At 66.4% G+C, this 22,231-nt stretch carries 23 protein-coding genes; 5 read left to right on the top strand and 18 right to left on the bottom strand.

Features of this window, described 5'->3' with window-relative positions; translation table 11 throughout:
- Positions 1-128 precede the first annotated feature (128 nt).
- The gene (locus tag PV768_RS08825) at positions 129-1,337 is read left to right on the top strand and encodes an MFS transporter (protein ID WP_157238567.1); all 1,209 of its coding nucleotides are present in this window, start codon (positions 129-131) and stop codon (positions 1,335-1,337) included.
- Between the two features lie 58 nt (positions 1,338-1,395).
- On the opposite strand, the gene PV768_RS08820 is transcribed toward PV768_RS08825, so the two are convergent.
- Complete coding sequence (locus tag PV768_RS08820) at positions 1,396-2,355, bottom strand: cation diffusion facilitator family transporter (RefSeq protein ID WP_321215881.1); 960 nt, start codon at positions 2,353-2,355, stop codon at positions 1,396-1,398.
- Positions 2,356-2,558: 203 nt separating this feature from the next.
- Between PV768_RS08820 and PV768_RS08815 the strand changes: the two genes are divergently transcribed.
- Positions 2,559-2,834: a GlsB/YeaQ/YmgE family stress response membrane protein gene (locus tag PV768_RS08815; RefSeq protein ID WP_066274925.1), complete on the top strand. Its 276-nt coding sequence runs from the start codon at positions 2,559-2,561 to the stop codon at positions 2,832-2,834.
- Positions 2,835-3,017: 183 nt separating this feature from the next.
- On the opposite strand, the gene PV768_RS08810 is transcribed toward PV768_RS08815, so the two are convergent.
- The 4 genes from PV768_RS08810 to infC all read right to left on the bottom strand — a co-directional run bounded on the left by PV768_RS08810 (position 3,018) and on the right by infC (position 5,799).
- The gene (locus PV768_RS08810; protein ID WP_421092813.1) at positions 3,018-3,929 is read right to left on the bottom strand and encodes a TrmH family RNA methyltransferase; all 912 of its coding nucleotides are present in this window, start codon (positions 3,927-3,929) and stop codon (positions 3,018-3,020) included.
- 62 nt (positions 3,930-3,991) lie between these two features.
- Positions 3,992-4,378, bottom strand: coding sequence for a 50S ribosomal protein L20 (rplT, locus tag PV768_RS08805; RefSeq protein ID WP_066274920.1), 387 nt, complete (start codon positions 4,376-4,378; stop codon positions 3,992-3,994).
- 118 nt (positions 4,379-4,496) lie between these two features.
- On the bottom strand, positions 4,497-4,691 hold the full coding sequence (gene rpmI / locus PV768_RS08800) for a 50S ribosomal protein L35 (RefSeq protein ID WP_009358635.1): 195 nt from the start codon (positions 4,689-4,691) through the stop codon (positions 4,497-4,499).
- 118 nt (positions 4,692-4,809) lie between these two features.
- Positions 4,810-5,799: a translation initiation factor IF-3 gene (gene infC, locus PV768_RS08795; protein ID WP_421092812.1), complete on the bottom strand. Its 990-nt coding sequence runs from the start codon at positions 5,797-5,799 to the stop codon at positions 4,810-4,812.
- 385 nt (positions 5,800-6,184) lie between these two features.
- On the opposite strand from infC, the gene PV768_RS08790 reads away from it, so the two are divergent.
- Positions 6,185-6,571 carry a DUF1844 domain-containing protein gene (locus tag PV768_RS08790; protein ID WP_157238571.1) on the top strand — a complete coding sequence of 129 codons (387 nt, stop codon included), beginning with the start codon at positions 6,185-6,187 and terminating at the stop codon, positions 6,569-6,571.
- A 166-nt stretch (positions 6,572-6,737) separates the two neighbouring features.
- On the opposite strand, the gene PV768_RS08785 is transcribed toward PV768_RS08790, so the two are convergent.
- From PV768_RS08785 to PV768_RS08750, 8 genes are all read right to left on the bottom strand, one after another.
- Entirely contained in the window at positions 6,738-8,024 is a 1,287-nt protein-coding gene (locus PV768_RS08785) for an MFS transporter (RefSeq protein ID WP_421092811.1), read from the bottom strand.
- A 53-nt stretch (positions 8,025-8,077) separates the two neighbouring features.
- Positions 8,078-8,959: an SseB family protein gene (locus PV768_RS08780; RefSeq protein WP_421092810.1), complete on the bottom strand. Its 882-nt coding sequence runs from the start codon at positions 8,957-8,959 to the stop codon at positions 8,078-8,080.
- 10 nt (positions 8,960-8,969) lie between these two features.
- Positions 8,970-9,716 carry a bifunctional 1-(5-phosphoribosyl)-5-((5-phosphoribosylamino)methylideneamino)imidazole-4-carboxamide isomerase/phosphoribosylanthranilate isomerase PriA gene (gene priA, locus PV768_RS08775; protein WP_157238574.1) on the bottom strand — a complete coding sequence of 249 codons (747 nt, stop codon included), beginning with the start codon at positions 9,714-9,716 and terminating at the stop codon, positions 8,970-8,972.
- Between the two features lie 40 nt (positions 9,717-9,756).
- A complete protein-coding gene (locus tag PV768_RS08770) occupies positions 9,757-9,915 on the bottom strand; it encodes a hypothetical protein (RefSeq protein ID WP_197432389.1) in 159 nt (52 codons plus the stop codon).
- Entirely contained in the window at positions 9,916-10,701 is a 786-nt protein-coding gene (hisH, locus tag PV768_RS08765) for an imidazole glycerol phosphate synthase subunit HisH (RefSeq protein ID WP_421092809.1), read from the bottom strand. It abuts the gene before it with no gap.
- Positions 10,698-11,324, bottom strand: coding sequence for an imidazoleglycerol-phosphate dehydratase HisB (hisB, locus tag PV768_RS08760; RefSeq protein WP_066274905.1), 627 nt, complete (start codon positions 11,322-11,324; stop codon positions 10,698-10,700). The genes hisH and hisB overlap by 4 nt, the downstream gene beginning before the upstream one ends.
- Positions 11,325-11,383: 59 nt before the next feature.
- Complete coding sequence (locus tag PV768_RS08755; RefSeq protein ID WP_321215876.1) at positions 11,384-12,502, bottom strand: histidinol-phosphate transaminase; 1,119 nt, start codon at positions 12,500-12,502, stop codon at positions 11,384-11,386.
- A 105-nt stretch (positions 12,503-12,607) separates the two neighbouring features.
- Complete coding sequence (locus PV768_RS08750) at positions 12,608-13,024, bottom strand: LysM peptidoglycan-binding domain-containing protein (RefSeq protein WP_157238575.1); 417 nt, start codon at positions 13,022-13,024, stop codon at positions 12,608-12,610.
- A gap of 325 nt (positions 13,025-13,349) precedes the next feature.
- Between PV768_RS08750 and lexA the strand changes: the two genes are divergently transcribed.
- Positions 13,350-14,084: a transcriptional repressor LexA gene (gene lexA / locus PV768_RS08745; RefSeq protein WP_321215875.1), complete on the top strand. Its 735-nt coding sequence runs from the start codon at positions 13,350-13,352 to the stop codon at positions 14,082-14,084.
- A gap of 33 nt (positions 14,085-14,117) precedes the next feature.
- On the opposite strand, the gene PV768_RS08740 is transcribed toward lexA, so the two are convergent.
- Together PV768_RS08740 and hflX are read right to left on the bottom strand one after the other, a co-directional pair.
- Positions 14,118-16,175 carry an ATP-dependent DNA helicase gene (locus PV768_RS08740; RefSeq protein ID WP_157238577.1) on the bottom strand — a complete coding sequence of 686 codons (2,058 nt, stop codon included), beginning with the start codon at positions 16,173-16,175 and terminating at the stop codon, positions 14,118-14,120.
- A complete protein-coding gene (gene hflX, locus PV768_RS08735) occupies positions 16,168-17,751 on the bottom strand; it encodes a GTPase HflX (protein WP_157238578.1) in 1,584 nt (527 codons plus the stop codon). The genes PV768_RS08740 and hflX overlap by 8 nt, the downstream gene beginning before the upstream one ends.
- A 433-nt stretch (positions 17,752-18,184) precedes the next feature.
- On the opposite strand from hflX, the gene PV768_RS08730 reads away from it, so the two are divergent.
- Positions 18,185-18,808: a class I SAM-dependent methyltransferase gene (locus PV768_RS08730; RefSeq protein WP_421092808.1), complete on the top strand. Its 624-nt coding sequence runs from the start codon at positions 18,185-18,187 to the stop codon at positions 18,806-18,808.
- On the opposite strand, the gene dapF is transcribed toward PV768_RS08730, so the two are convergent.
- The 3 genes from dapF to miaB are packed head-to-tail and all read right to left on the bottom strand — an operon-like array spanning position 18,780 to position 22,228.
- On the bottom strand, positions 18,780-19,724 hold the full coding sequence (gene dapF, locus PV768_RS08725; RefSeq protein ID WP_421092807.1) for a diaminopimelate epimerase: 945 nt from the start codon (positions 19,722-19,724) through the stop codon (positions 18,780-18,782). The genes PV768_RS08730 and dapF overlap by 29 nt on opposite strands.
- Positions 19,725-19,756: 32 nt before the next feature.
- Complete coding sequence (miaA, locus tag PV768_RS08720; protein ID WP_370460358.1) at positions 19,757-20,665, bottom strand: tRNA (adenosine(37)-N6)-dimethylallyltransferase MiaA; 909 nt, start codon at positions 20,663-20,665, stop codon at positions 19,757-19,759.
- 3 nt (positions 20,666-20,668) lie between these two features.
- On the bottom strand, positions 20,669-22,228 hold the full coding sequence (gene miaB, locus PV768_RS08715) for a tRNA (N6-isopentenyl adenosine(37)-C2)-methylthiotransferase MiaB (RefSeq protein WP_323057596.1): 1,560 nt from the start codon (positions 22,226-22,228) through the stop codon (positions 20,669-20,671).
- Positions 22,229-22,231 lie beyond the last annotated feature (3 nt).

Genomic DNA, 22,231 nt, shown 5'->3' with positions numbered 1-22,231 from the left:
GGACACACCATTCCTGCAGAGGGAATACCAATCCCCCTTCCCGGGGTTGTTGGCAGGGTCCGGACTTCACCAGCCCCACTGCCGTGGCATCGGTCCCATCACCAGTTTCTACCCCGAAAAGCAGGCCCATGAGCAGCGTCCTCGAAACATCCACGGCAGCCCCCACCCGATCCCCCAACATCGCCATGGCCATCTTTGCCCTCGCCATGGGAGGGGTGGGCATCGGGGTTACGGAATTCACCATGATGGGCCTGCTGAAGGAAGTGGAGCAGGGCCTCGGGATATCAACACCGGAAGCCGGCCACCTCATCTCCGCCTATGCCTTGGGCGTTGTAGTCGGGGCCCCGCTGCTCGCCGCCGTCGGGGCCAAGCTCCCCCGCAAGCACCTGGCCCTCGGGCTCATCCTTTTTTTCGCGGTGGCCAACTTCCTTTCCTTCCTCGCGCCCGACTACGGGACCATGCTGGCCTCGCGCTTCGCCGCAGGCCTGCCGCACGGCGCGTTCTTCGGAGTTGCGGCGGTCATTGCAGCCTCGCTGGTTCCGCCAACGCGGCGCGGGTGGGCGATCTCCATGGTGATGGCGGGGCTCAGCATCTCCAACGTGGTGGGGGTGCCCTTTGCCACCTGGATGGGCCAAACGTACGGCTGGCGGCTGCTCTTTATCCTGGTGGGATTGATAGGACTGCTAACGCTTGCCCTGGTCTGGAAATTCGTCCCGTTCCACCACGCCCACCCGGACGCAAGCATCCGGCGTGAACTGGGAGCCCTCAAGCGCCTGCAGGTCTGGCTGGCCATCCTGATCGGCATCGTAGGCTTTGGCGGCTTCTTCGCCACCTACACCTACATCGCCCACACCATGACACTCGTGGCAGGCATGCCGTCGTCACTGATTCCGATGGTGGTGGCGCTCTATGGCCTGGGAATGGTAGCCGGCAACATCGTGGGCGGCAGGTTCGCTGACAAGTCCGTGATGGGAACCCTGTACAAGGTGCTGCCCGCCATAGCTGTTGCCTTGGTGGTCTACGCCGTGGCCGTCCACTGGCCGTGGTCTGCCTTCGTCATGGTGTTCGTGGTGGGCGCTTCCGGGTCCATGCTGGTCCCGGCGCTGCAGACCCGGCTCCTGGATGCGTCGCCGGACGCGCCGTCCCTCGCTTCGTCACTGAACCATGCCGCGCTCAACGTGGCCAATGCGCTGGGGGCCTTCCTGGGCGGGGTAGTGATCGCGCTCGGCTGGGGTTACGTTGCCCCTGCGCTGGTAGGCGCCGTCCTCGCCCTGTTGGGACTCGGCGTCGCCATCGCCAGCGGACTCCTGGAACGCAAGAAGCCGCTGACCGCCTGATCCTTTGGGACCGGGGCGGCCGGCGGCTTCCGGCCAGCCAGTAGTTACGGAAGCACCGTTACGGCTGCGGGGCTGCGGCGGCAGGCTGCTGGCCCGCCTCTGTGGCATCGGCCCGGTGAAGGTCGGGCTCCAGGTAGATGACCCGGGCGATGGGCACGGCCGCGCGGATCCTCGCTTCAGCAGCGTCGATCTCGCGTGCGATCTCGACCCCCGTGGTGGAATGGCTGATGGCGATCTTGGCGGCCACGAGGAGCTCCTCCGGGCCAAGGTGCAGGGTCTTGAGGTGGATGATGCGCCCGCCGTCGGCTTCGATCGCCGCGGCGATCTTCCCGACGTCGTCCTTTGTTGCGGACTCGCCCAGGAGCAGGGACTTGGTTTCCAGTGCGAGCACGACGGCGATGGCCACCAGCAGCAGGCCGATCATCGCCGTGCCGGCGGCATCCCAGAGTCCATCACCCGTGATGAGCGTCAGGCTGACGCCGATAAGGGCGAAGACCAGGCCCACGAGCGCGCCAAGGTCCTCGAGCAGGATCACCGGCAGCTCAGGCTGCTTGGCGCTCCGCACGAACCTGGCCCAGGACTGCTGCCCGCGGACGTGGTTCGACTCGATGATGGCGGTCCGGAACGAGAAGGACTCGGCAATGATCGCACCCAGCAGCACGGCCAACGGAACCCACCAGAAGTCCCCTTCGATGGCATGCGGGTGCTGGAACTTGTCCCATGCCTCATAGAGGGCGAAGAGGCCGCCGACGCTGAACAGGACGATGGAGACAATGAAGGCATAGATGTAGCGCTCCCGGCCGTAGCCGAAGGGGTGCTCGGGGCTGGCAGCCCGTTTCGCTTTCTTGCCTCCTACCAGCAGAAGGACCTGGTTGCCTGAGTCGGCCACGGAGTGGATGGCTTCGGCGAGCATTGACGAGGAAAGCGTGAGGGCATACGCCACGAACTTCAGGGCAGCGATGGTCAGGTTGGCAGCCAGGGCCGCCACAATCGCCTTGGTACCGCCATGTGCAGCCAAGGGGCTTCACCTCTTTACGTTTACGGTTCAGTTAGGACAAATGCGGATCCGGCCCCGGCCCCGGCCCGCCCATAGTCACCGTACCCGCCGCAATGTCCTGCATGCGCCAGCGACTGACCCTAAGCCTGCTGACATTGGCGGGGCCCTATGTTAGCTTGAGCCTCATCGGGACCATCAGATCCCGGCCACTATAAGGAGGAGACATGGGTTTTCTTGCTTGGATTATCCTCGGCCTTATCGTAGGGGCCATTGTTAAGGCCGTCATGCCCGGACGGGTTGGCGGGGGCTGGGTCACCAGCCTTGTTTTGGGTGTAGTGGGCGCCATTGTGGGCGGCTGGATCGGCAGCCTCCTGTTCAACAAGGGCGATCTTGCCTTCTTCGACCTGGGCACCTGGATTCTCGCTATCGTCGGCGGCCTTGTTGTTGCCGGCATCTACGGGGCTATCACCGGACGCGGCAAGGCTACCCGCGCACCCTGATTTGCTTCCCTGTTTGAACATCAACAGCAAGGGCTCCGGAAAATCCGGAGCCCTTATATTTTTCAACCAACCGGGTTTTTCAAGCAGCCGGGCAAGGCACTGCTGCCGGGTCCGGGCGGAGAACGCCGACGGGTCCTGCCGGGCAAAGTCCTGCGAGGCAGAGTCCTTCGGGGCTGCGAAAGCCTAGGCTGTCACCCGGGCGGGCAGGTGCTGGGACCGGGCGCTGGCGTACAGGCAGACCGTGGCCGCGGTACCCAGGTTCAGGCTCTCCGCGGAGCCGTACACCGGCACGGCCACCCGATGGTCTGCCAGCGCAAGCTCCTCCTGGGACAGGCCCTGGGCCTCGTTCCCGAAAAGCCACGCGGTGGGCTGCTCCAGGGCATAGGCCGACTCCGGACCTTCACCGGTCAGCCGTCGCCGGGCGTTCTCATCCTGCAGGGTGTCCAAGTTGAGGGAACCGTAGCCGTCCGCCGCCAGGATGCCTATCCCCCGTGCCCGGCAGGCCGCAACCAGGCCGCCGATGTCGGCACCCAGCACCACCGGGAGGTGGAAGAGCGAGCCGGCCGTGGAGCGCACCGCCTTGGGGTTGTAGATGTCCACGCTGGAGGATGTGAGGATGACAGCGTCCGCGCCGGCGGCGTCCGCTGCCCGCAGGACGGTTCCCGCGTTCCCGGGGTCACGGACCTGGCACAGCACGGCAATCAGGCGGGGCCCGGCGTCGAGCACTTCTTCCAGCGCCACGTCCAGGAAGCGGCAGACGGCGACGATCCCCTGCGGGTTGACGGTGTCCGCCATGGCCGCGAGGACCTCGTCAGTGGCAAGGCGGGCGTTGACCCCTTGGGACAGTTCCTCAAATTCCGGGAACCGGTCCAGGCAGCTTTCGCTGGCAAAAACCTCCGTGACCACACCCGGGGCGCCGGCGGCAATGCGCTGCTGGTGGAGCCTGAGGGCTTCGCGGACTGCCTGGGGCCCTTCAGCCAGGAACAGGCCGCGCTTTAAACGGGCCGGGCGCCCGGCAAGTTTTGCCACGTCCCTCACCCGATCAGCTCGGGGATTGGACAGCGGAAAATCTTGCGGGCGCCCGGTTTCGTTCATATAAGAACTTTAGTGGCTAGGGCCACGGGTTCCTGAACCGTCCCTGGCGGAACAGCCGGTTGCTAGGCAACAACCTTCTTGGCGGAGGTGTCGGCAGGCAGGGAATCCTTGGCAACCTTGACCAGCGCTGCGAAAGCGTTGGCGTCGGAAACGGCCAGCTCGGCCAGCATGCGGCGGTCAACCTCAACCTCAGCGGCCTTCAGGCCCTGGATCAGGCGGTTGTAGGTGAGTCCGTTGGCGCGGGATGCAGCGTTGATGCGCTGGATCCACAGGCGGCGGAAGTCGCCCTTCTTCTTCTTGCGGTCGCCGTAGCTGTACACAAACGAGTGCAGCAGCTGCTCTTTGGCCTTGCGGTACAGGCGTGAACGCTGTCCACGGTAGCCCTTTGCGCGTTCAAGGATAACCCGGCGCTTCTTGTGGGCGTTGACCGCCCTCTTCACACGTGCCACGTGCGTACTCCTTCGAAAATCTGATCCCAAGCATCTACTGCCGGTTTCCCGGCGGCCTGAGAAGGCTTTTTGGTAGGTGACCGGCCACCAGGTGGTGGTCAGTCAAAGAACTTGGAAACTAGATGCCGAGCATCTTCCGGATGACCTTGGCATCGCCCTTGAAGACGATCTTGTCGCCGGCAAGGCGACGGGTCAGCCGTGAGGACTTGTGCTCGAGGTAGTGGCGGCGGTTGGCCTGCTGGCGGCGCAGCTTGCCGCTGCCGGTCAGCTTGAAGCGCTTCTTGGCACCACTGTGGGTCTTCATCTTCGGCATGGGAACCGATCTCCTTACGTATCCGCAGGCTGGGCCTGCGGCTCTCTCGCGCAGCCGCCCCTGCGGGCGGCATGCTGGTTGCTGACTGTCCGGGGACGGAACCCCGGGCAGCTATGAACTAAGTGGTCTTCTTGCCTGCCGGCTTCGGCGCTGCCTTGGGGGCAGGGCGGGCAGCAGGCTTCGGCGCGGCGGGCCTGGCCACCGGCTTCGGCGGAGCAGGAACCGCTGCGGGCTTCGGCGCTGCTGCCGGAGCCGCCGGAGCAGCCGCGGCGGGCTTCTCGGCCGCAGCCTTGGGGGCGGGAGCAGCCTTCGGAGCAGCAGCCTTGGGGGCCGCCTTCGGCGCAACTGCCTTCGGAGCCTCCTGCTTCGGAGCCTCCTGCTTCGGAGCTTCCGCGGCCTTGGCGGGAGCTTCGGCTGCAGCAGGCTCGACGACGGCGGCCGGCTCCTGCGCAGGGGCCTCGGCTACTGCCTCAGGTTCGGTCGAGACGGTGAATCCTTCGGGCAGCAGATCCGCCAGGGACTGCGTCAAAGGCGCCTGATCGTCGCCGGACGTGTCAACACGCCCGGAAGCCTTGGCTTCGTTCTGTGCCTTCGCCTCGGCACGCTGGGTGGCGCGACGGGCTTCGGCCTTGGCCTCTGCCTTGTTCTTCAGCGGGCCAACCACCATGACCATGTTGCGGCCGTCAATGCGGGGGCTGGACTCCACAACGCCCACTTCAGCGACGTCGTCGGCGAAGCGCTGGAGGAGGCGGATGCCCATTTCCGGACGCTGCTGCTCACGGCCACGGAACTGGATCATGGCCTTGACCTTGTCCCCGGCGCCGAGGAAGCGCAGTGCGTGCCCGCGCTTGGTCTCGTAGTCGTGGGTGTCGATCTTCAGGCGGAAGCGGATTTCCTTCAGAACGGTGTTCGTCTGGTTCTTCCGGGCTTCGCGTGCCTTAACCGCGGCCTCGTACTTGTACTTGCCGAAGTCCATCAGCTTGCACACCGGAGGCTTCGCCTGAGGTGCAACTTCAACGAGATCAAGGTCGGACTCGGCAGCCAGACGCAGGGCATCCTCAATACGGACGATTCCTACCTGTTCACCTGCAGGGCCGACCAGCCGCACCTCGGGGACGCGGATACGCTCATTGATTCTTGGCTCGCTAATGTTAAAGCTCCTGTTTTTGTTGTGGAATCCGGCAAATAGAGAAGGCCCCCAATTGCCGGAGCAATCGAAGGCCTCTGAAAGATCGGATACAGCTCCCTTCCAGGGACTGCACGCACAGTTCCGGCCGATGCCGGTTCCATGCCCAACCAGGTACCCGGCAACCTTGAGTTCCTAAACTTCGGAACAGCGGCTGACGCGGGTGGGAGAGAACTCCGCTTGCAAACTGCATGCCATCTTACAGAAAAAATTCCCGTCAACGCAGTGCAGCGCCGGTGGGAACCTTGATTGTTGGATCAATCTCTGAAATAACGACATCCAGTTGGTCTGTGTCAAGCTTACCAGTATGAGCACCCCAGACAGTAATTCACACGTTTTCGAGCCCGCGCCCGCCGGTCCCGATGTCTCCCGGCAGGTCCGCGATATTTCCGAGGTTCCGGCGATCGAGGTCATCACCACCGCAGCCGTCCATCTGATGAGCGCAGCCGCCGTCAAGCTGGGGCTGGCGGCGGAGGACAACGCCGAGGAACTGAAGGACCTGGACGAGGCCCGGAAACTGATCACGGCCCTGGCCGGCCTGGTGACGGCGGCCGCCCCGGAGATCGGATCGCAGCACGCAGGGCCGTTGCGTGACGGCCTGCGGTCGCTGCAGCTGGCGTTCCGCGAAGAGTCGCTGATTCCCGATGCCCCGGGCAAGGGCCCGGGAGAGAAGTACACCGGGGCAGTGAACTAAGGAAGAACCCACCCAAGCGCCTTGCGACGGCGGGACGGCCTTTACGGGTCGTCCCGCCGTCGTCGTTTCCCGGGCGAAGTACCTCCGCGGTCCATCGATTGCTCCGTAGCTGCCGTTTAGCGCGACCAAAAGGACAACTGTGGAGCAACCGATGGAAGAAATCGCGTCAGGCAGCGCGGCGCCGCCGCTGCTGGAGGAACAGCCCGGCAAAGCACAGCAGCACGCCGGCGACCCCCACCGACACAAACCCTCCGGACGGTCCTGTGCCGTCGATGAAGACGCCCGCGAGCGGCGCACCCAGGGCCACGCCTGCCGTCAGCGCTGAGCCGTACCAGCCCATGGCCTCCCCGCGGCGTTCCTCGGCCACCAGGTCCGCCACCTTTTCTGATGCTGATGACAGCACGGGCGCGCACAGCAGTCCCGGCAGGAGCGAGGCGAAGGCCAGGGTCCAGGTGTCATGGGCGAAGCCCATGGGGATCGTCAGTGCCGCCATCCCCAGCAGCAGGACCAGCGGAGAGACGGGACGGTGCATGGCGCCGTACACCAGGCCGCCTACCACCGACGCTGCGCACCAGAAGACGAAGACGATGCCGATATCGCGCTGGTGGCCGCCCGTCTCCAGGGCTGCCACAATTCCCACATCCGTCCCGCTCAGGACCATGCCGGCGCCCGCTGCCACCGCAAAGACCGCGGCCACGGCGGCCGTGAACCATGTGAAGTTGTGAGCAACCTTGCCGCGGAGGCCGGCACGGCCCCGGGCTTCCGCAGGCGCCAGTTCCGCCGCCGCCTCCTGCAAATGCGCGGGGGCGGCGGACACGACGGCGGCCTCTGCCGCGCGGCACTCGTCAGCGCTGGATTCCTCGGATTGCGCAGCACTGCGGGTGGGCGGGTTGAACCACATCAGGAACAGGCCGGCCAGCGACGTGGAAACGCCCACCACGGTCAGGCCCAGCACTGTGAACCCGCTGGTGGCCACGATGGCACCCGCAGCGGGGCCGATCATGAACACTATCTCGGTGGTGATCGCGTCGAGGGCGAAGGCCGTACGGCGCTGGTCGCCGTCGACCAGAACGCCCAGGGACTGGCGGACCACACTGAAGATGGGGAGCGTGAGCAGGCCGCCCACAAACACCAGCGGAAGCAGCCACTGGTAGGACACGTGGGGAACCACAGACCAAATGACGGTTTCCGAGATCACGGAAGGGATCAGTGCGGTGCGCAGGCCCACGGTGTCCACGCGCCGCCCGCGCCACGGCGCGCCAACGGCCATGCCGATGGTCATGACGGCGGCGGCGGCGCCCGCGGCGGCATATCCCTGGTCCAGGGTGAGGACGATGTGCAGGGTCAGCAGCACGCCGGCCGCGGAATGGGGAATACGGGCAACCATGCCCACCAGCAGCAGCCTGCGGACGGGCCCGACGGCGAGCAACTCCCGGTAGAGAGCGAAATTCACGGTGATCCTCATGTCTGCCGCAGCGGGCCGGGGATCACCCCGCCTTTCTGCGGCTAGCGGTCTGCGCGCCTCAACTTGACCTCGATCGAGTCGACGCGCTCCCCAAACAATACATTCCGCGACCACTGCGCCTGGAGGCCGGCTACGAGTTCCTGCACCCCCGCCGCATCGAGTCCGTCTTCGAGGTAGAGCACCACCTGCAGTTCCGGCCCCGCACCGCCGCCTGCAACCATGGTTCCATCGGCGGCGCGGGCGGCCACTCCCCTGCCCGGCACCAGCTCGAGGTTCCGGACGGCGGGGAAACCGGCGGCTGCCCGGCCCATCTCCTGCGCGAGCTCCTCGTCCCTGTACGACGGGACCCACCCGTGCTGCTGTGCCAGGGCCCAGACCGCGGGCCGCCGCACCACGAACGTGAACCCGGAGCCCGGATCGAGGACCAGCAGTTCTGCGCCCTCCGCGACGGCGGAGAGCGCCGCACGTGCCGCGTACACCGCAACCGGCCTGGCCCCCGGGTGCCAGGCGGCCAGTGCCGCCGTTGAGGTGAAGGCCGGCATGGCTGTCCTGCCGTCGGCAGCCTTGAGGGTAACCAGGGCCATGTCCGCCTGTTTGTCGGAGTTCAAGCCGTGCGATCCTTCCGCTTCCTCGGCGAGCCGGGCCACGATGGGGATGAACACGCGGGCGGTGGCCAGCGAAGCCACCACGCCGGCTTCATCCCCTGTTCCTTCCCGCAAGGCCGCAACTGCGGCGAGGTAGGCATCGCTGGCGGTTCCGTCGTCGTTCTCGAAGTTGTGGATTTTGGCATCGTCTCCGGCCAGGCTCCGGCCCGCCCAGGGCTGGCCTGCAGAGTCCGCAGCGCCGCCGGCGCCCGCCAGCGCCGCAGCGATGTGCCCCGGCAGCTGGCGCGGGGACGGGGAGCCCGGTGCGTTGCTGGCCATGCCGGGCTGTTTAGCGGCGGCCGGCGACGTCGAGCGCTTCGGGCAGCGTAAAGGCCCCGGCGTAAAGGGCCTTGCCCACGATGGCGCCTTCGACGCCCAAGGGAACCAACGAGCGCAGGACGCGCAGGTCGTCGAGGCTGGAGATGCCGCCTGAAGCAACCACCGGCTTGCCGGTCTTTTCCACCATCTGGCGCAGGAGTTCCACATTGGGTCCCTGCAGGGTGCCGTCCTTGGTCACGTCTGTGACCACGTAGCGGCTGCAGCCGGCTTCCTCAAGGCGGCCCAGGACGTCCCAGAGGTCCCCGCCTTCCTTTGTCCAGCCCCGGCCGGACAGCGTGGTGCCGCGAACATCCAGTCCGACGGCGATCTTGTCGCCAAAGCGTTCGATTGCCCGGCGCGTCCATTCGGGGTTTTCCAGCGCGGCGGTTCCCAGGTTCACACGGGCAACGCCAAGGTCCAGGGCCGCTTCAAGGGTTTCGTCATCACGGAGACCGCCGGAAAGTTCCACCTTGATGTCCAGCCGGCCCACCACTTCGCGGAGCAGTTCCGCGTTGGAGCCGCGCCCGAAAGCGGCGTCCAGGTCCACGAGGTGCACCCATTCGGCACCCTGCTGCTGCCAGTTCAGCGCTGCCTCCAGCGGGGTTCCGTAGCTGGTCTCACTGCCCGCTTCCCCCTGGACCAGCCGGACGGCCTGGCCGTTGACGACATCGACGGCGGGCAGCAGTTCAAGAACCGGCAGGTCGGTTGCGGTGGTCATGTCAATCCTTCGGGTCGGGGTCAGTATGGCCAGCCGCCGGTCAGTTGCCCGGCAGCGTCAGCAGGTAGGCAGCGAGCAGCGACATGCCCGCCAAAACATAAAACGAAATCTGGGTCCAGAGCGGCTTGTGCTGCTGCCTGAAGGACAGGGCCCCGCCCACCAGCAGGCCGGCCAGCCCCATCAGGACGATGGACCACATCTAGGCGGCGCCGTCTTCCGCTGGAGCGCCGTCTTCCGTTGAAGGGACGCCGGCGGGGACCGGGCCGCCCGGAGCCGGCTTCTTGAGGTTCTGCACCCAGTTGCGGAGCAGCCGCGCGCCGGCGTCGCCGGACTTCTCCGGGTGGAACTGGGTGGCGCACAGCGGACCGTTTTCGACCGCTGCTATGAATGGTCCGCCGTGCTCGGACCAGGTGACCAGGGGTGCAGCCATGCGCGGCTGCACAACATCGAAGTTCCATTCCTGCACCCCGTAGGAGTGCACAAAGTAGAACCGCTCGTTTTCGACGCCGGCGAACAGCTTGGATCCCTCAGGCACCTTCACGGTGTTCCAGCCCATGTGCGGCACCACGCCAGCCGGCAGGAGTTCAACCTTGCCGGGCCATTCGCCGATGCCCTCCGCCTCCGTGCCGTGTTCGACGCCCGCCTCAAAGAGCACCTGGAGGCCAACGCAGATCCCCAGGACCGGCCGGCCGCCTGCCACCCGCCTGCCGATGAGGCGGATCCCGTCGACGGCTTTGAGCTCACGCATCACCGTTTCGAAGGCGCCGACACCGGGAACCACCAGGCCGTCGGCGTTCAGGACGTCCTCGGGCTTGGAGCTCAGGATGACTTCCGCGCCGGCGCGTTCGAGGGCGCGCACGGCGGACCGGACGTTACCGGAACCGTAGTCCAGGACCGTGACGGTGGGCTTGCCTTCCGGCGAGGGGAGTTTCCGGGAGGCCGAGGGATCGATGATGGCGCCGTCCTTCAGGACCTGTCCGCTCACAGCGCACCCTTCGTGGAGGGGATTCCTTCAACGCGCGGATCGGGTTCAACTGCTGCGCGCAGTGCCCGGGCGAAGGCCTTGAACTGGGCTTCGACGATGTGGTGGGGGTCCCGGCCCGCGATGACGTTCATGTGCAGGCAGATGCCGGCGTGCAGGGTGATTGCTTCGAAGACGTGGCGGGTGAGCGACCCGGTGAAGTGGCCGCCGATCAGGTGGTACTCCTGGCCGGCAGGCTCGCCGCCGTGCACCAGGTAGGGACGCCCGGACACGTCGACGACGGCGTGCGCCAGCGCTTCGTCCAGGGGAACGGTGGCTTCTCCGAACCGGCGGATCCCGGCTTTGTTCCCCAGGGCGGTGCGCAGCACTTCACCGAAGGTTATGGCTACGTCCTCCACCGTGTGGTGGACATCGATGTGGATGTCACCGGTGGCTTTGACGGTCATGTCGATCAGGGAGTGCTTGCAGAGCGCCGTGAGCATGTGGTCGTAGAACGGCACCGACGTGTCGATGTCCGAGGTGCCGGTACCGTCAAGGTTGATTTCCACGAGCACAGAGGACTCACTGGTGGCACGTTCCATGCGCGCGGTGCGGGCCGCAGCAACATTCGATCCGGTGGTACTCATGCTTGGGTCCTTTTGGGCAGAAGGGGTGGTTCGGGGCGTCCAGCGCCGGTTCTTCCAGTCTAGGCGGGAAGCTTGGCCTGGCGGGCAAGGATGCTTTCAAGGGAGGTGAGGAAAGCTGTGGTTTCGGTCTCAGTTCCGGCTGTGACGCGGAGGTGGCCGGGGATTCCTACGTCGCGGACCAGGACACCGGCGTCCAGCAGTTCCTGCCACACCTGGTGGGGGTCCTCCAGGCCGCCGAAAAACACGTAGTTGGAGTCTGACGCGGCAGGCTTGAGTCCCATCCTGAGCAGCTCGGACACAATGCGGTCGCGCTGTTTCTTGATGTCCTCCACATCCGCCATCAGCGCCTCCCGGTGCCGGAGGGCGGCGAGGGCGGTGGCCTGCGTGATGGCGGAGAGGTGGTACGGGAGACGGACGAGCCGCAGCGCGTCGGCCACTTCGGGGGCCGCCGCCATGTAGCCGAGGCGGGCGCCGGCCAAGGCGAACGCCTTGCTCATGGTCCTTGAGACGATCAGCCGTTCCCGCCCTGGCAGCAGGGTCAGCGCACTGGGCGTTCCGTCATGCGCGAACTCGTGGTACGCCTCATCGACGATGACGATGGACTGGCTTTCTTCGCCGGCCTCGTAGACGGCTTCCACCACGTCCAGCCCGAGGCCGGTTCCCGTGGGGTTGTTGGGTGAGCACAGGAAGACGATGTTGGGCTGCAGCTCCTTGACCTGCCGCGCGGCCGATTCGGCGCTGAGACCGTAATCGCCGGCACGCTCGCCCACAATGTATTCGGTGTCCGTTCCGCTGGCCAGCAGGGGATACATGGAGTACGTGGGAGGGAATCCGAGCGCTGTACGTCCTGGGCCGCCAAAGGCCTGGAGTATCTGCTGAAGGACTTCGTTGGAGCCGTTGGCCGCCCAAAGGTTGGATTCATCCAGCCCGTGCCCCAGGTACTCCGCCAACGCCTTCCGCAGGTCGGTGAATTCCCGGTCCGGGTATCTGTTGAGTCCTGCTGCCGCTTCTGACACCGCTGCGCTAATGGCCGCCCTGACGTCAGCCGGAACCCCATGGGTGTTTTCATTCACGTTCAGGAGGATTGGAACGTCCAACTGGGGCGCGCCATAGGGCGTAAGCCCGCGGAGGTTGCTGCGGAGGGGAAGCCGGTTCAGGCGCTCTAGCTGGTCATTCACCTGAACAGTTTAGTGCCCGGGCCGGACACCGGAAAATGTGACGGTTTCCTGTTCGCTCCCGGAGCGCCGCGCCCTGCCGCCCCTGGAGAGGCAAAATGCCGGGTCCTAACTTGCGGGCACGAACAATTGCTGGCCGGGGAAGACCGCGCCGGCCGGGAGGTTATTGAGCTGCACGATGTCCGCCACAACGTCCCGCGGATCACGCTCCGGTGCGACACCGGCCGCAATGCCCCACAGTGACTCGCCAGGCTGGACCGTGACTGTGACAGTGGGCGTCGTTGCAAGATCCGTCGCAGACTCCGACGCCTTGGCCGGGGCATTGAAAAAGCCTGCCAGCGAAAGGAGCAGGGCAGCGAGCAGGACCAGCGGAATGCCGATCAGCACGATGCGACCGCGACGGGTCAGGCGAAGGGGCGGAAGAGGCGCAGGCCGTCCGGCCTGCCGATTGTCCGCCTGGGACAGGATTTGCTGCACCGAAAGCAGCTGGTGGCGTGAACCCCGCGAAACAGATGTAGCTGACATGATCTGAGCCCTCCTGGACCGTACTGTGCTGCCCGGACGTCCTTCCCTCCGCCCCCGGCCGGACCTTTTCCGGCGTAGTCTTCGAATGACCAGGGCAATGAGTAGAACATATATTCGAACTTTGCTTTCTCTGTTTTAGCACCTATCAACGAACATTGTCGAGACTCGCTAGAACAAATGTTTGAAAAAGCAATGCGGCTGGCCTAGCTTTGAACCAAAGAACAACCACCTGGACAGTCGATCAGCAGGGTCTGACATTTAGGGGCGGGAACTTCCAGGGCATGGCCATGGAGAGGGCCGGCGGAACCGAAAGGCATTGGCGAATATGGCAGCAGCAGCCGCCGGGGGCAGGGCAACCGCGCAACCGAAGAGGACCGCCAAGGGCCTGACTCCACGGCAAAAGAAGATCCTCGAAACCATCCAGCGCTCGGTCAACGAAAACGGGTACCCGCCGTCCATGCGGGAGATCGGCGACACCGTGGGACTGGCGAGCCTTTCGAGCGTGACGCACCAGCTTTCCCAGCTGGAGAAGCTTGGCTACCTCCGCCGCGACCCCAAGCGGCCGCGGGCCATGGAAGTCCTGATGCCGCTGACCCTGGACGGCGGAGCCGCAAAGCCGGCAAGCCAGGCGTCCGCCGTCCGTTCACCCGGTGCAGCGACTGTCACCGAACTGCCCACCGCCCTGGACACGGCGATGGTTCCCCTGGTGGGCCGGATCGCCGCAGGCGGCCCCATCCTTGCCGACCAGCTGGTGGAGGACGTGATGCCGCTCCCCAGGCAACTGGTGGGCCAGGGGGAACTGTTCATGCTTCGGGTAGCCGGGGATTCGATGGTGGATGCAGCCATCTGCGATGGCGACTGGGTTGTGGTCCGCCGCCAGCAGGATGCGGCCAACGGGGATATCGTGGCCGCGCTCCTGGATGACGAAGCCACCGTCAAGACATTCCGCCAGCGCGACGGCCACACGTGGCTGCTCCCGCAGAACACCCAGTACGAGCCCATCCTCGGGGACCACGCCACCATCATGGGCAAGGTTGTGTCGGTACTCCGCTCGCTGTAGCAGGGAAACTCCGCCCGCTGCAGCGAGACGGCCTCAGGCGTTTTCCCGGGCCAGCCGCTCCAGGGCGGCAATCGCCGTCTTCCGGTCTGTTGTGGACCAGAAGGGCGGCAGGGCCCCGCGAAGGAACCCTGCATAGCGCTCAGTGGCAAGCCGGGAGTCAAGCACGGCCACCACTCCCCTGTCGCCCGTGGAACGGATCAGCCGGCCTGCCCCCTGGGCGAGCCGGATCGCGGCGTGGGTGGCCGAAACCGACATAAAGCCGTTTCCACCTGCCTGGGCTACTGCCCGTGAGCGCGCCGTCATGAGGGGATCGTCCGGCCGCGGAAACGGGATGCGGTCTATCACCACAAGCCGGCACGAGCCGCCGGGGACGTCCACGCCCTGCCAAAGGGACATGGTCCCGAACAGGCAGGTATCGGGCTCGTCGGCGAACTGCTTTACCAGGCCGGTCATGGTGGAGTCCCCCTGGCAGAGGACGGTCATCCCCAGCTTGGGGCGCAGTGCCTCGGCCGCTTCCTCTGCCGCACGCCGGGACGAGAACAAGCACAGCGCCCCGCCACCGGAAGCACGGATCAGGGCTTCCAGTTCGTCCAGTGCTTCCGGGGAAGCACCCCTGCCGGGCTTCGGCAGGTGCCCGGCCACGTAGAGGATGCCCTGCTTTGGGTAGTCGAAGGGTGATCCCACGTCCACGCCTGTCCAGCTCGGGGCGCCGTCACCCACCAGGCCCAGTCCGCCCGCGGCAGGTTCAAACGCGGAACCGATGGCCAGCGTCGCGGAGGTCAGCACCACCGTGTGGCCGGCGAAGAGTCCTTCGCGCAGCCTCCCGGCAACGGACAGCGGCGCGATGTTGATCAACGCAGGAGCGGTCTCGTCCGGCGGGGAGAATCCCTGTGCAGGGTCAAAGGAACTGGCACGGGAAAACCACACCACTTCGCGGTTCTCCCGGGCTGCCAGGAGCCGTTCACAAAGTTCCAGGATGAGCAGCAGCCGCGACCGCGCGAGCTGCCTGCCGCCGTCGGCCGTGGCGCTGCTGTCCCCCTTTGAATCCGAGAGGGCAGCCCGGCAGGCGTCCCGCAGCTGGTCCACGCAGTCCAGCTGTTCATCATTGAGCCCGTTCGGGAGCAGCCCGTTCGGCACGCCTGCCAGGGCAAGCTCCAAGTTGGCGGCTGCGGCGTTCAACGCATCAACGGTGATGGCCGTGTGCTTCCGCGCACCGGCGGCAGCGGCGTGGACCATGGCCACCGAGAGCTGGCCGGAGACCGCCCCGGTAACCCTGTCCTGGAGTTCATGGGCCTCATCCACCACCACCACGTCATATTCGGGCAGGACGGCCAGGCCTTCGAACGCGCTGACGGCGAGCATCGCATGGTTGGTGACCACAACATCCGCTTCAGCAGCGTCCTGGCGCGCCAGTTCGCTGAAGCATTCCGCAGCCATGGGGCACTTCTGGGAGCCCAGGCACTCCATGGACGTCACCGAAACCTGCCGCCAGGCACGGTCCGTGACGCCCGGCAGCAGTTCATCCCGGTCGCCGGTGGCGGTCTTCTCCGCCCACTCCCGCAGCCGCACCACCTCCTTGCCGAGCTGGGACGAGGGGCCGCCCACGGCTGCGGCGAAATGCGGGACGCTGGTGTCCTCGCCCAGGCTGAAAAGCTGGCCTTCGGCCGGCTCCTCGCTGGGGAAGCCGCCCTCCAGCTTGTGCCGGCAAACGTAGTTGGAGCGGCCCTTGACCAGGGCCACTTTGACCGGCCTGTCCAGGGCGGGGGTGATGGCCTTGAGGAGCCGGGGCAGGTCCCTGCCCACAATCTGTGTCTGGAGGGCCAGGGTGGCCGTTGACACCAGGGCGGGCTTGTTGCTCTGCAATGCATGCGCGATGAGGGGTATGAGGTACGCCAGGGACTTGCCGGTGCCGGTCCCCGCCTGGACCAGCAGGTGGTCCCCCGTTTCGATGGCGCGGGCCACCTGCCTGGCCATCTCATGCTGGCCGGCACGGCTTTGCCCGCCCATGCCCGCCACGGCCCGGTCGAGCAGTTCGATCACGAACTGCTCGCCGGCCGTTTCCGTGGCTTCTCCTGCCACGGCCTCAGTCATTGCTGACGAAGGGTTCCAGTTCAGCCGCGAAGCCTTCCCGGACCATCACGACGGCCCTGGTGCCGGCTTCAACGTGGTCGACGCTGATGATCTCGGCGTCGGAGTCGTGAAGCTTGCTGATCAGGTCTCCGCGCTCATACGGGATGAGCAGTTCCAGCTTGACGCCGGGCCGGGGAATGGCGTCGCTGATTGCCTCCAGCAGTTCGGCGATGCCTTCCCCCGTGCGGGCCGAGACCACCACGTGCCGCGGCTCGCGCTGCTTGAGCCGTTCCACCACGAACGGATCAGCGGCGTCGGCTTTGTTGAGCACGATGATTTCGGGCACCTTCCGGGCATCCACCTCGCTGAAGACCTTGCGGACTGCGGCGATCTGGCCCTCGGGATCCGGGTGCGAAACGTCCACCACGTGCAGGATGAGGTCCGCGTCCGCAACTTCCTCGAGCGTGGAGCGGAACGCTTCCACCAGCTGGGTTGGCAGTGAACGGACGAACCCCACGGTGTCGGCCAGGGTGTAGCCCAGGCCGTCCGCGGTTTCCGCTTTGCGGACGGTGGGATCCAGGGTGGCGAACAGGGCGTTCTCCACCAGGACACCGGCGTCGGTCAGGCGGTTCAGCAGCGAGGACTTGCCCGCGTTGGTGTACCCTGCGATCGCCACGGACGGCACGGCATTACGACGGCGGTTGGCCCGTTTGGTCTCGCGGGCCGGCTTCATCGCGGCGATCTCGCGCCGCAGCTTGGCCATCCTGGTACGGATCCGGCGGCGGTCCAGCTCGATCTTTGTCTCACCGGGACCGCGCGAACCCATGCCGGCAGCCGCGCTGCCCACCTGGCCACCGGCCTGGCGGGACATCGACTCACCCCAGCCACGCAGGCGCGGCAGGAGGTACTCCAGCTGGGCCAGCTCCACCTGGGCCTTGCCTTCGCGGCTCTTGGCGTGCTGGGCAAAGATGTCCAGGATCAGGGCTGTCCGGTCGATGACCTTGACCTTGACGATGTCCTCCAGGCCTCGGCGCTGGGAGGGCGCGAGCTCGGCATCCACCACCACGGTGTCCGCGCCGGTGGACGCCACGATGTCCCGGAGCTCCAAGGCCTTGCCCGAACCGAGGAACGTTCCAGGATCCGGCTTGTCGCGCCGCTGGACCAGCCCGTCCAGGACCTCGGAACCGGCAGTTTCTGCGAGGGCTGCGAGCTCCCGCAGCGAGTTCTCGGCGTCGGCCAGGGTCCCCTCGGACCAGAGCCCGGCCAGGACCACGCGTTCAAGGCGCAGCTGCCGGTACTCAACCTCGGTGACGTCTTCGAGTTCGGTGGAAAGCCCGGCCGTTCGGCGCAGGGCGCGGCGTTCCTCAAGATCCTGCTGGTCGCCGTCGTACGTTGTGTGTTCTTCGTCCAGGCGGGAAATCGCCTGGGCTTTGCCGAGCATTGCCTTCCCGTCCCGGCCCTCGTCACCGCCGCCTGGCGCGCTGAGGCTCCTGGCCGGTACGTCCTTGGAGAGAATCCGGTCGATGACAGCTTGGATTTCCGCAGGACTCATGTCCTGGGCGGCTGGATCTGATCCGGTGTTGGGCTGGCTGGTCATGGTCTCCTTTGAAGATTCGGCAGTTCCAGAATAGTGCCGAATGCCGGTGATTGGTGAAGTATTCGCGCTGGGCTGACGGCCTGCGGTCATCCAAGCCTCCTGGCTTGTTGGGCCGGGCGCTGCAGGAGGCGGCGCCGGCGGAGATGCCACGACTCAGATTCGTGGCGGACATGGAAACAGCCGGAAAAACGGCGGGAAGTCCAGCGGAGGCTGACCTTCGAGTGTCGTCCGGCGACCGGAAAACGCGTTCTGCGTTCGGCCCGGTGCACGCAGCGGAAGGTGGGAAAACCTGCATCGCTGGGTGGGACATGGCTTCGGGACGGGCTGGGCCCGTGCCGGCTACTCAAAGATCAGGAACATGCTCTCCAGCGTAGCAGAGGGCCACACGCGGCAGTTTCCCTTTACGCTGCAAGGGGAACTACTCTGGCCAGTTATGGAGTCCGCACATTATTTCAGCGCAACGCCCGCCGGCCCTTTTACCCGCAAGCCGCTGACTGTCGAACTCGCCGGGCAGACGCGCAGGCTGCAGACTTCCACCGGCATCTTCAGCCCGGACGGGATCGACAAGGGCACGGCCATCCTCCTTGCCGAGGTCCCGGCCCCCGCGCCGCAGGGAAACCTGCTGGACATCGGTTGCGGCTGGGGCCCGATTGCCCTGACCATGGGGCTGAAGTCGCCCTCCGCCCGGGTCTACGCAGTGGATGTGAACGAGCGCTGCATCACGCTGACGAACGAGAACGCCGCCGCGCTGGGACTGGCAAACGTCACCGCCAGTACCCCGGAAGCGGTGGACCCGGAGGTGCGCTTTGACACCATCTGGTCCAATCCGCCCATCCGGATCGGCAAGGACGAGCTCCATTCACTCCTGAAGCTGTGGCTGCCCCGCCTCGCGCCGGGCGGTACGGCGTGGCTGGTGGTGCAGAAGAACCTGGGGGCCGACTCGCTGCAGCGCTGGCTTGCCGGGGAGCTGGACGACTCCTTCAGCGTCAGCCGCGAATCAACGTCCAAGTCCTTCCGGATCCTGAAGGTCAGGAAAGCGTCCCGGTTGCCACAATAACTGCCGGGCCGCTCAGCTCAACGTGTTCATGGCCCGCCGGGCCGGCGAAGAACTTGACGCCAACCACCCCGCCGGGGACCTGAACGCGCCAGGTGTCGGGGGCTTCCGCACCCGCCCAGTGCCGAATGGCCACTGCGGCGGCGCAAGCCCCGGTCCCGCACGACTGGGTCTCCCCCACCCCGCGTTCATGCACGCGCATAGTGACTGTGCCGACGCCGTCGTGCACAAGGGGTTCCGACGGAACCACGAACTCAACGTTGGTTCCGTGGGCCGGGACAGGGTCAACCACGGGCGCTGTGAACAGGCGGGTTGCCGTGAGTTCCGACAGCTCCGCCAGGGCCACGACAGTATGGGGGTTGCCCATGCTGACGGAGAGGGCAGGGCGGGGAACTTCCAGGCCTTCTGCGGTGACCAGTGAATCCATCGCCTTGGCTGTGGCGTCCCCGGGGAAAATGAACTCCCAGGGCCCCATGTCCACGGCGTAGTCTTCGCCTGTCCGCACCACGGTCTTGACGCCGGCGCGCGTGCCGATGGTGAGGGCCCCGCCGTCGGGCAGGTCAATCAGCCCCTCAGTGCGGAGGAAGTGGACGAAGACGCGGACGCCGTTGCCACACATCTCGGACAACGAGCCGTCACCGTTGCGGTAGTCCATGAACCATTCGGCGCCCGGGGCCGTGGCGAGCTGCTCACGGCCCTCCGGCAGGAAGCGCGACGGAACGGCGCGGATGAGCCCGTCGCCGCCGATCCCGCGGTGCCGGTCGCAGAGCGCTGCAACGTCGTGGGCGGATATGGTGTGGACACCGTCGGGATCGGCCACCAGGACAAAGTCGTTGCCGGTGCCGTGTCCCTTGGAAAAGCGGAGCCCGCTCAGGGTGCGGAGGGCCGGCTCGGTGGTTTCTGCGAGGGTTGCGTCCATGTTTCCAAGGGTACCGGCCGGGCGGGGCAGCCCTAAATACGCGGCCGTTCGCACAGCGCTGCGGCCTTGGCCACCAACGACGGGTCCTGCCAATCCAGCCAGGAGATGCGGGGATCGGCACGGAACCAGGTGAGCTGGCGCCGTGCGAACTGCCGGGTGGCCACGATGGTGTCTTCCGCGGCCTCCGCTACGGTCGACGCGCCGTCGACGACCCGGAGGAACTGCGCGTAGCCGAGGGCGCGGGACGCGGTTTTCCCTTGGCGCAGCCCTTGGTTGTCCAGCCGTTGGACTTCCGCGAGCAGGCCGTCGTCCACCATCCGGTGCACCCGGCGGGCGAGCCGGTCGCGGAGCACGTCCCGGTCCACGGCCAGGCCCACCTGGACGGCCGGCTGGACGTACTCGCGCTGCGGCATGAAGGAACTAAACGGCCGGCCGGTGAGCCGGTGGACCTCCAGTGCACGGATGATGCGCCGGGCGTCGGACAACCTCCCTGCCGACACCGGGTCCACTTCGCGCAGGCGCTCCAGCAGCACCGCCTGCCCGTTCTCCGCGAGCTCAGCCTCAAGTTGTTGGCGAACCAGCGGATCCGTTCCGGGAAATTCAAGGACATCCAGTGCGGCCCGCACATACAGGCCGGAGCCGCCGGCCAGGATGGCGCGCTTACCGCGGGCGTGGATGTCCGAGACCAGGGCGCGCGCCTGCTGCTGGAACCGGGACACGCTGGCTTCCTCGGTCACATCCAGGATGTCCAGAAGGTGGTGGGGCACTCCCCGGCGTTCGGCCTGGGTGATTTTTGCCGTGCCGATGTCCATGCCGCGGTAGAACTGCATGGCGTCGGCGTTGATGACTTCGCCGCCAAGTTCCAGTGCAAGGCTGACGGCAAGGTCGGATTTGCCGGAACCGGTGGGACCGACGACGGCGATGACAGGCGGGGAGCCCACCGGTCAGCGGGTGCGGACGGGCAGCGAGGGCATGCCCAGCGAGACGCCCTTGCCGCCGGTACCGGCACCGGGCGCGGGGGCTCCGCAGGAATCCGCCTGGGACCTGTCCCAGGCGTCGCCGGCCCGGGAGCGGCGCAGGCTGTAGTCGGCCAGGGTGGGGTCGGCCACGAGGTGGAAGGCGGCAGCCTCGGTGATGGTGACAGTGACAAGGTCTCCCGGACGCGGAGCCTGGGCGCCCTCCGGGACGGAGAAGTGCACCAGCCGCTGGTCCTGCGAGCGGCCGGACAGCCGGTGGGTTTCCCCGGCTTTCCGCCCGGACTGCGCTGTGACCATGACCTCAACCCTGCGGCCCAGCTGGCGCCGGTTTTCCTCTGCCGCAATCCTGTCCTGGAGGGCGGTAAGCCGTTCAAAGCGTTCCTGCACCACGGCCTTGGGCAACTGGTCCGGCAGGTCGGCCGCCGGGGTGCCGGGGCGCTTGGAATACTGGAAGGTGAAGGCGGTGGCGAAGCGGGACTTCTCGACCACGTCCAGGGTGGCCTGGAAGTCCTCTTCCGTTTCACCCGGGAAACCCACGATGATGTCGGTGGAGATGGCGGCGTGGGGAATCTTTTCCCGCACCTTGTCCAGGATGCCAAGGAACTTTGTGGACCTGTAGGAGCGCCGCATGTCCCGCAGGACCTTGTCCGAGCCGGACTGCAGCGGCATGTGCAGCTGCGGCATGACGTTGGGGGTCTCCGCCATGGCGTCGATGACGTCGTCTGTGAACGCGGCAGGGTGCGGGCTGGTGAAGCGGACGCGTTCCAGGCCTTCGATATCGCCGCAGGCCCGGAGGAGTTTGGAGAAGGCCTGCCGGTCGCCGAACTCGACGCCGTAGGAGTTGACGTTCTGGCCGAGGAGGGTGACTTCGATGGCGCCGTCGTCAACCAGGGCCTGGATTTCGGCCAGGATGTCGCCGGGCCGGCGGTCTTTCTCTTTTCCGCGGAGGGCGGGCACGATGCAGAAGGTGCAGGTGTTGTTGCAGCCTACGGAAATAGATACCCAGCCCGAGTAGACGGAATCGCGTTTGGTGGGAAGCGTTGAGGGGAAGACGTCCAGGGACTCGAGGATTTCGAGCTGGGCCTCGTTGTTGTGGCGCGCGCGGTCCAGCAGGGCGGGCAGGGCGCCAACGTTGTGGGTGCCGAAGACGGCGTCCACCCATGGCGCCTTTTTCAGGATGGTTTCCCGGTCCTTCTGGGCGAGGCAGCCGCCCACCGCAATCTGCATGCCGGGGTTCGCGGCCTTCACCGGCGCGAGGATTCCCAGGTTCCCATAGAGTTTGTTGTCGGCGTTTTCGCGCACTGCGCAGGTGTTGAACACCACGACGTCGGCCTGCTCACCCTCGGCCGGTACGTATCCTGCGTCCTCGAGCATGCCTGCCATGCGCTCTGAGTCGTGGACGTTCATCTGGCAGCCGAAGGTGCGCACCTGGTAGGTGCGTGGCTTCTGGGCAGCCGCTTGCGGAGCGTCGGCGGCCGCTGTGCTGGTGCCGGTACCGGAAAGGGGGGAAGGGATGGTCAAACTCACCTG

The organism is Pseudarthrobacter sp. CC4 (assembly GCF_048957775.1).
Classification (GTDB): Bacteria; Actinomycetota; Actinomycetes; order Actinomycetales; family Micrococcaceae; genus Arthrobacter.
Note: the sequence above shows the minus strand (reverse complement) of the source record. Positions and strands in the feature narration are given on the sequence as shown.

Coding starts and splice junctions, on each gene's coding strand:
- PV768_RS08825 (WP_157238567.1), top strand. CDS start 129: ATGAGCAGCGTCCTCGAAACATCCACGGCAGCCCCCACCCGATCCCCC.
- PV768_RS08815 (WP_066274925.1), top strand. CDS start 2,559: ATGGGTTTTCTTGCTTGGATTATCCTCGGCCTTATCGTAGGGGCCATT.
- PV768_RS08810 (WP_421092813.1), bottom strand. CDS start 3,929: ATGAACGAAACCGGGCGCCCGCAAGATTTTCCGCTGTCCAATCCCCGA.
- rpmI (WP_009358635.1), bottom strand. CDS start 4,691: ATGCCGAAGATGAAGACCCACAGTGGTGCCAAGAAGCGCTTCAAGCTG.
- PV768_RS08790 (WP_157238571.1), top strand. CDS start 6,185: ATGAGCACCCCAGACAGTAATTCACACGTTTTCGAGCCCGCGCCCGCC.
- PV768_RS08780 (WP_421092810.1), bottom strand. CDS start 8,959: ATGGCCAGCAACGCACCGGGCTCCCCGTCCCCGCGCCAGCTGCCGGGG.
- priA (WP_157238574.1), bottom strand. CDS start 9,716: ATGACCACCGCAACCGACCTGCCGGTTCTTGAACTGCTGCCCGCCGTC.
- PV768_RS08770 (WP_197432389.1), bottom strand. CDS start 9,915: ATGTGGTCCATCGTCCTGATGGGGCTGGCCGGCCTGCTGGTGGGCGGG.
- hisB (WP_066274905.1), bottom strand. CDS start 11,324: ATGAGTACCACCGGATCGAATGTTGCTGCGGCCCGCACCGCGCGCATG.
- PV768_RS08750 (WP_157238575.1), bottom strand. CDS start 13,024: ATGTCAGCTACATCTGTTTCGCGGGGTTCACGCCACCAGCTGCTTTCG.
- lexA (WP_321215875.1), top strand. CDS start 13,350: ATGGCAGCAGCAGCCGCCGGGGGCAGGGCAACCGCGCAACCGAAGAGG.
- PV768_RS08740 (WP_157238577.1), bottom strand. CDS start 16,175: ATGACTGAGGCCGTGGCAGGAGAAGCCACGGAAACGGCCGGCGAGCAG.
- hflX (WP_157238578.1), bottom strand. CDS start 17,751: ATGACCAGCCAGCCCAACACCGGATCAGATCCAGCCGCCCAGGACATG.
- PV768_RS08730 (WP_421092808.1), top strand. CDS start 18,185: ATGGAGTCCGCACATTATTTCAGCGCAACGCCCGCCGGCCCTTTTACC.
- dapF (WP_421092807.1), bottom strand. CDS start 19,724: ATGGACGCAACCCTCGCAGAAACCACCGAGCCGGCCCTCCGCACCCTG.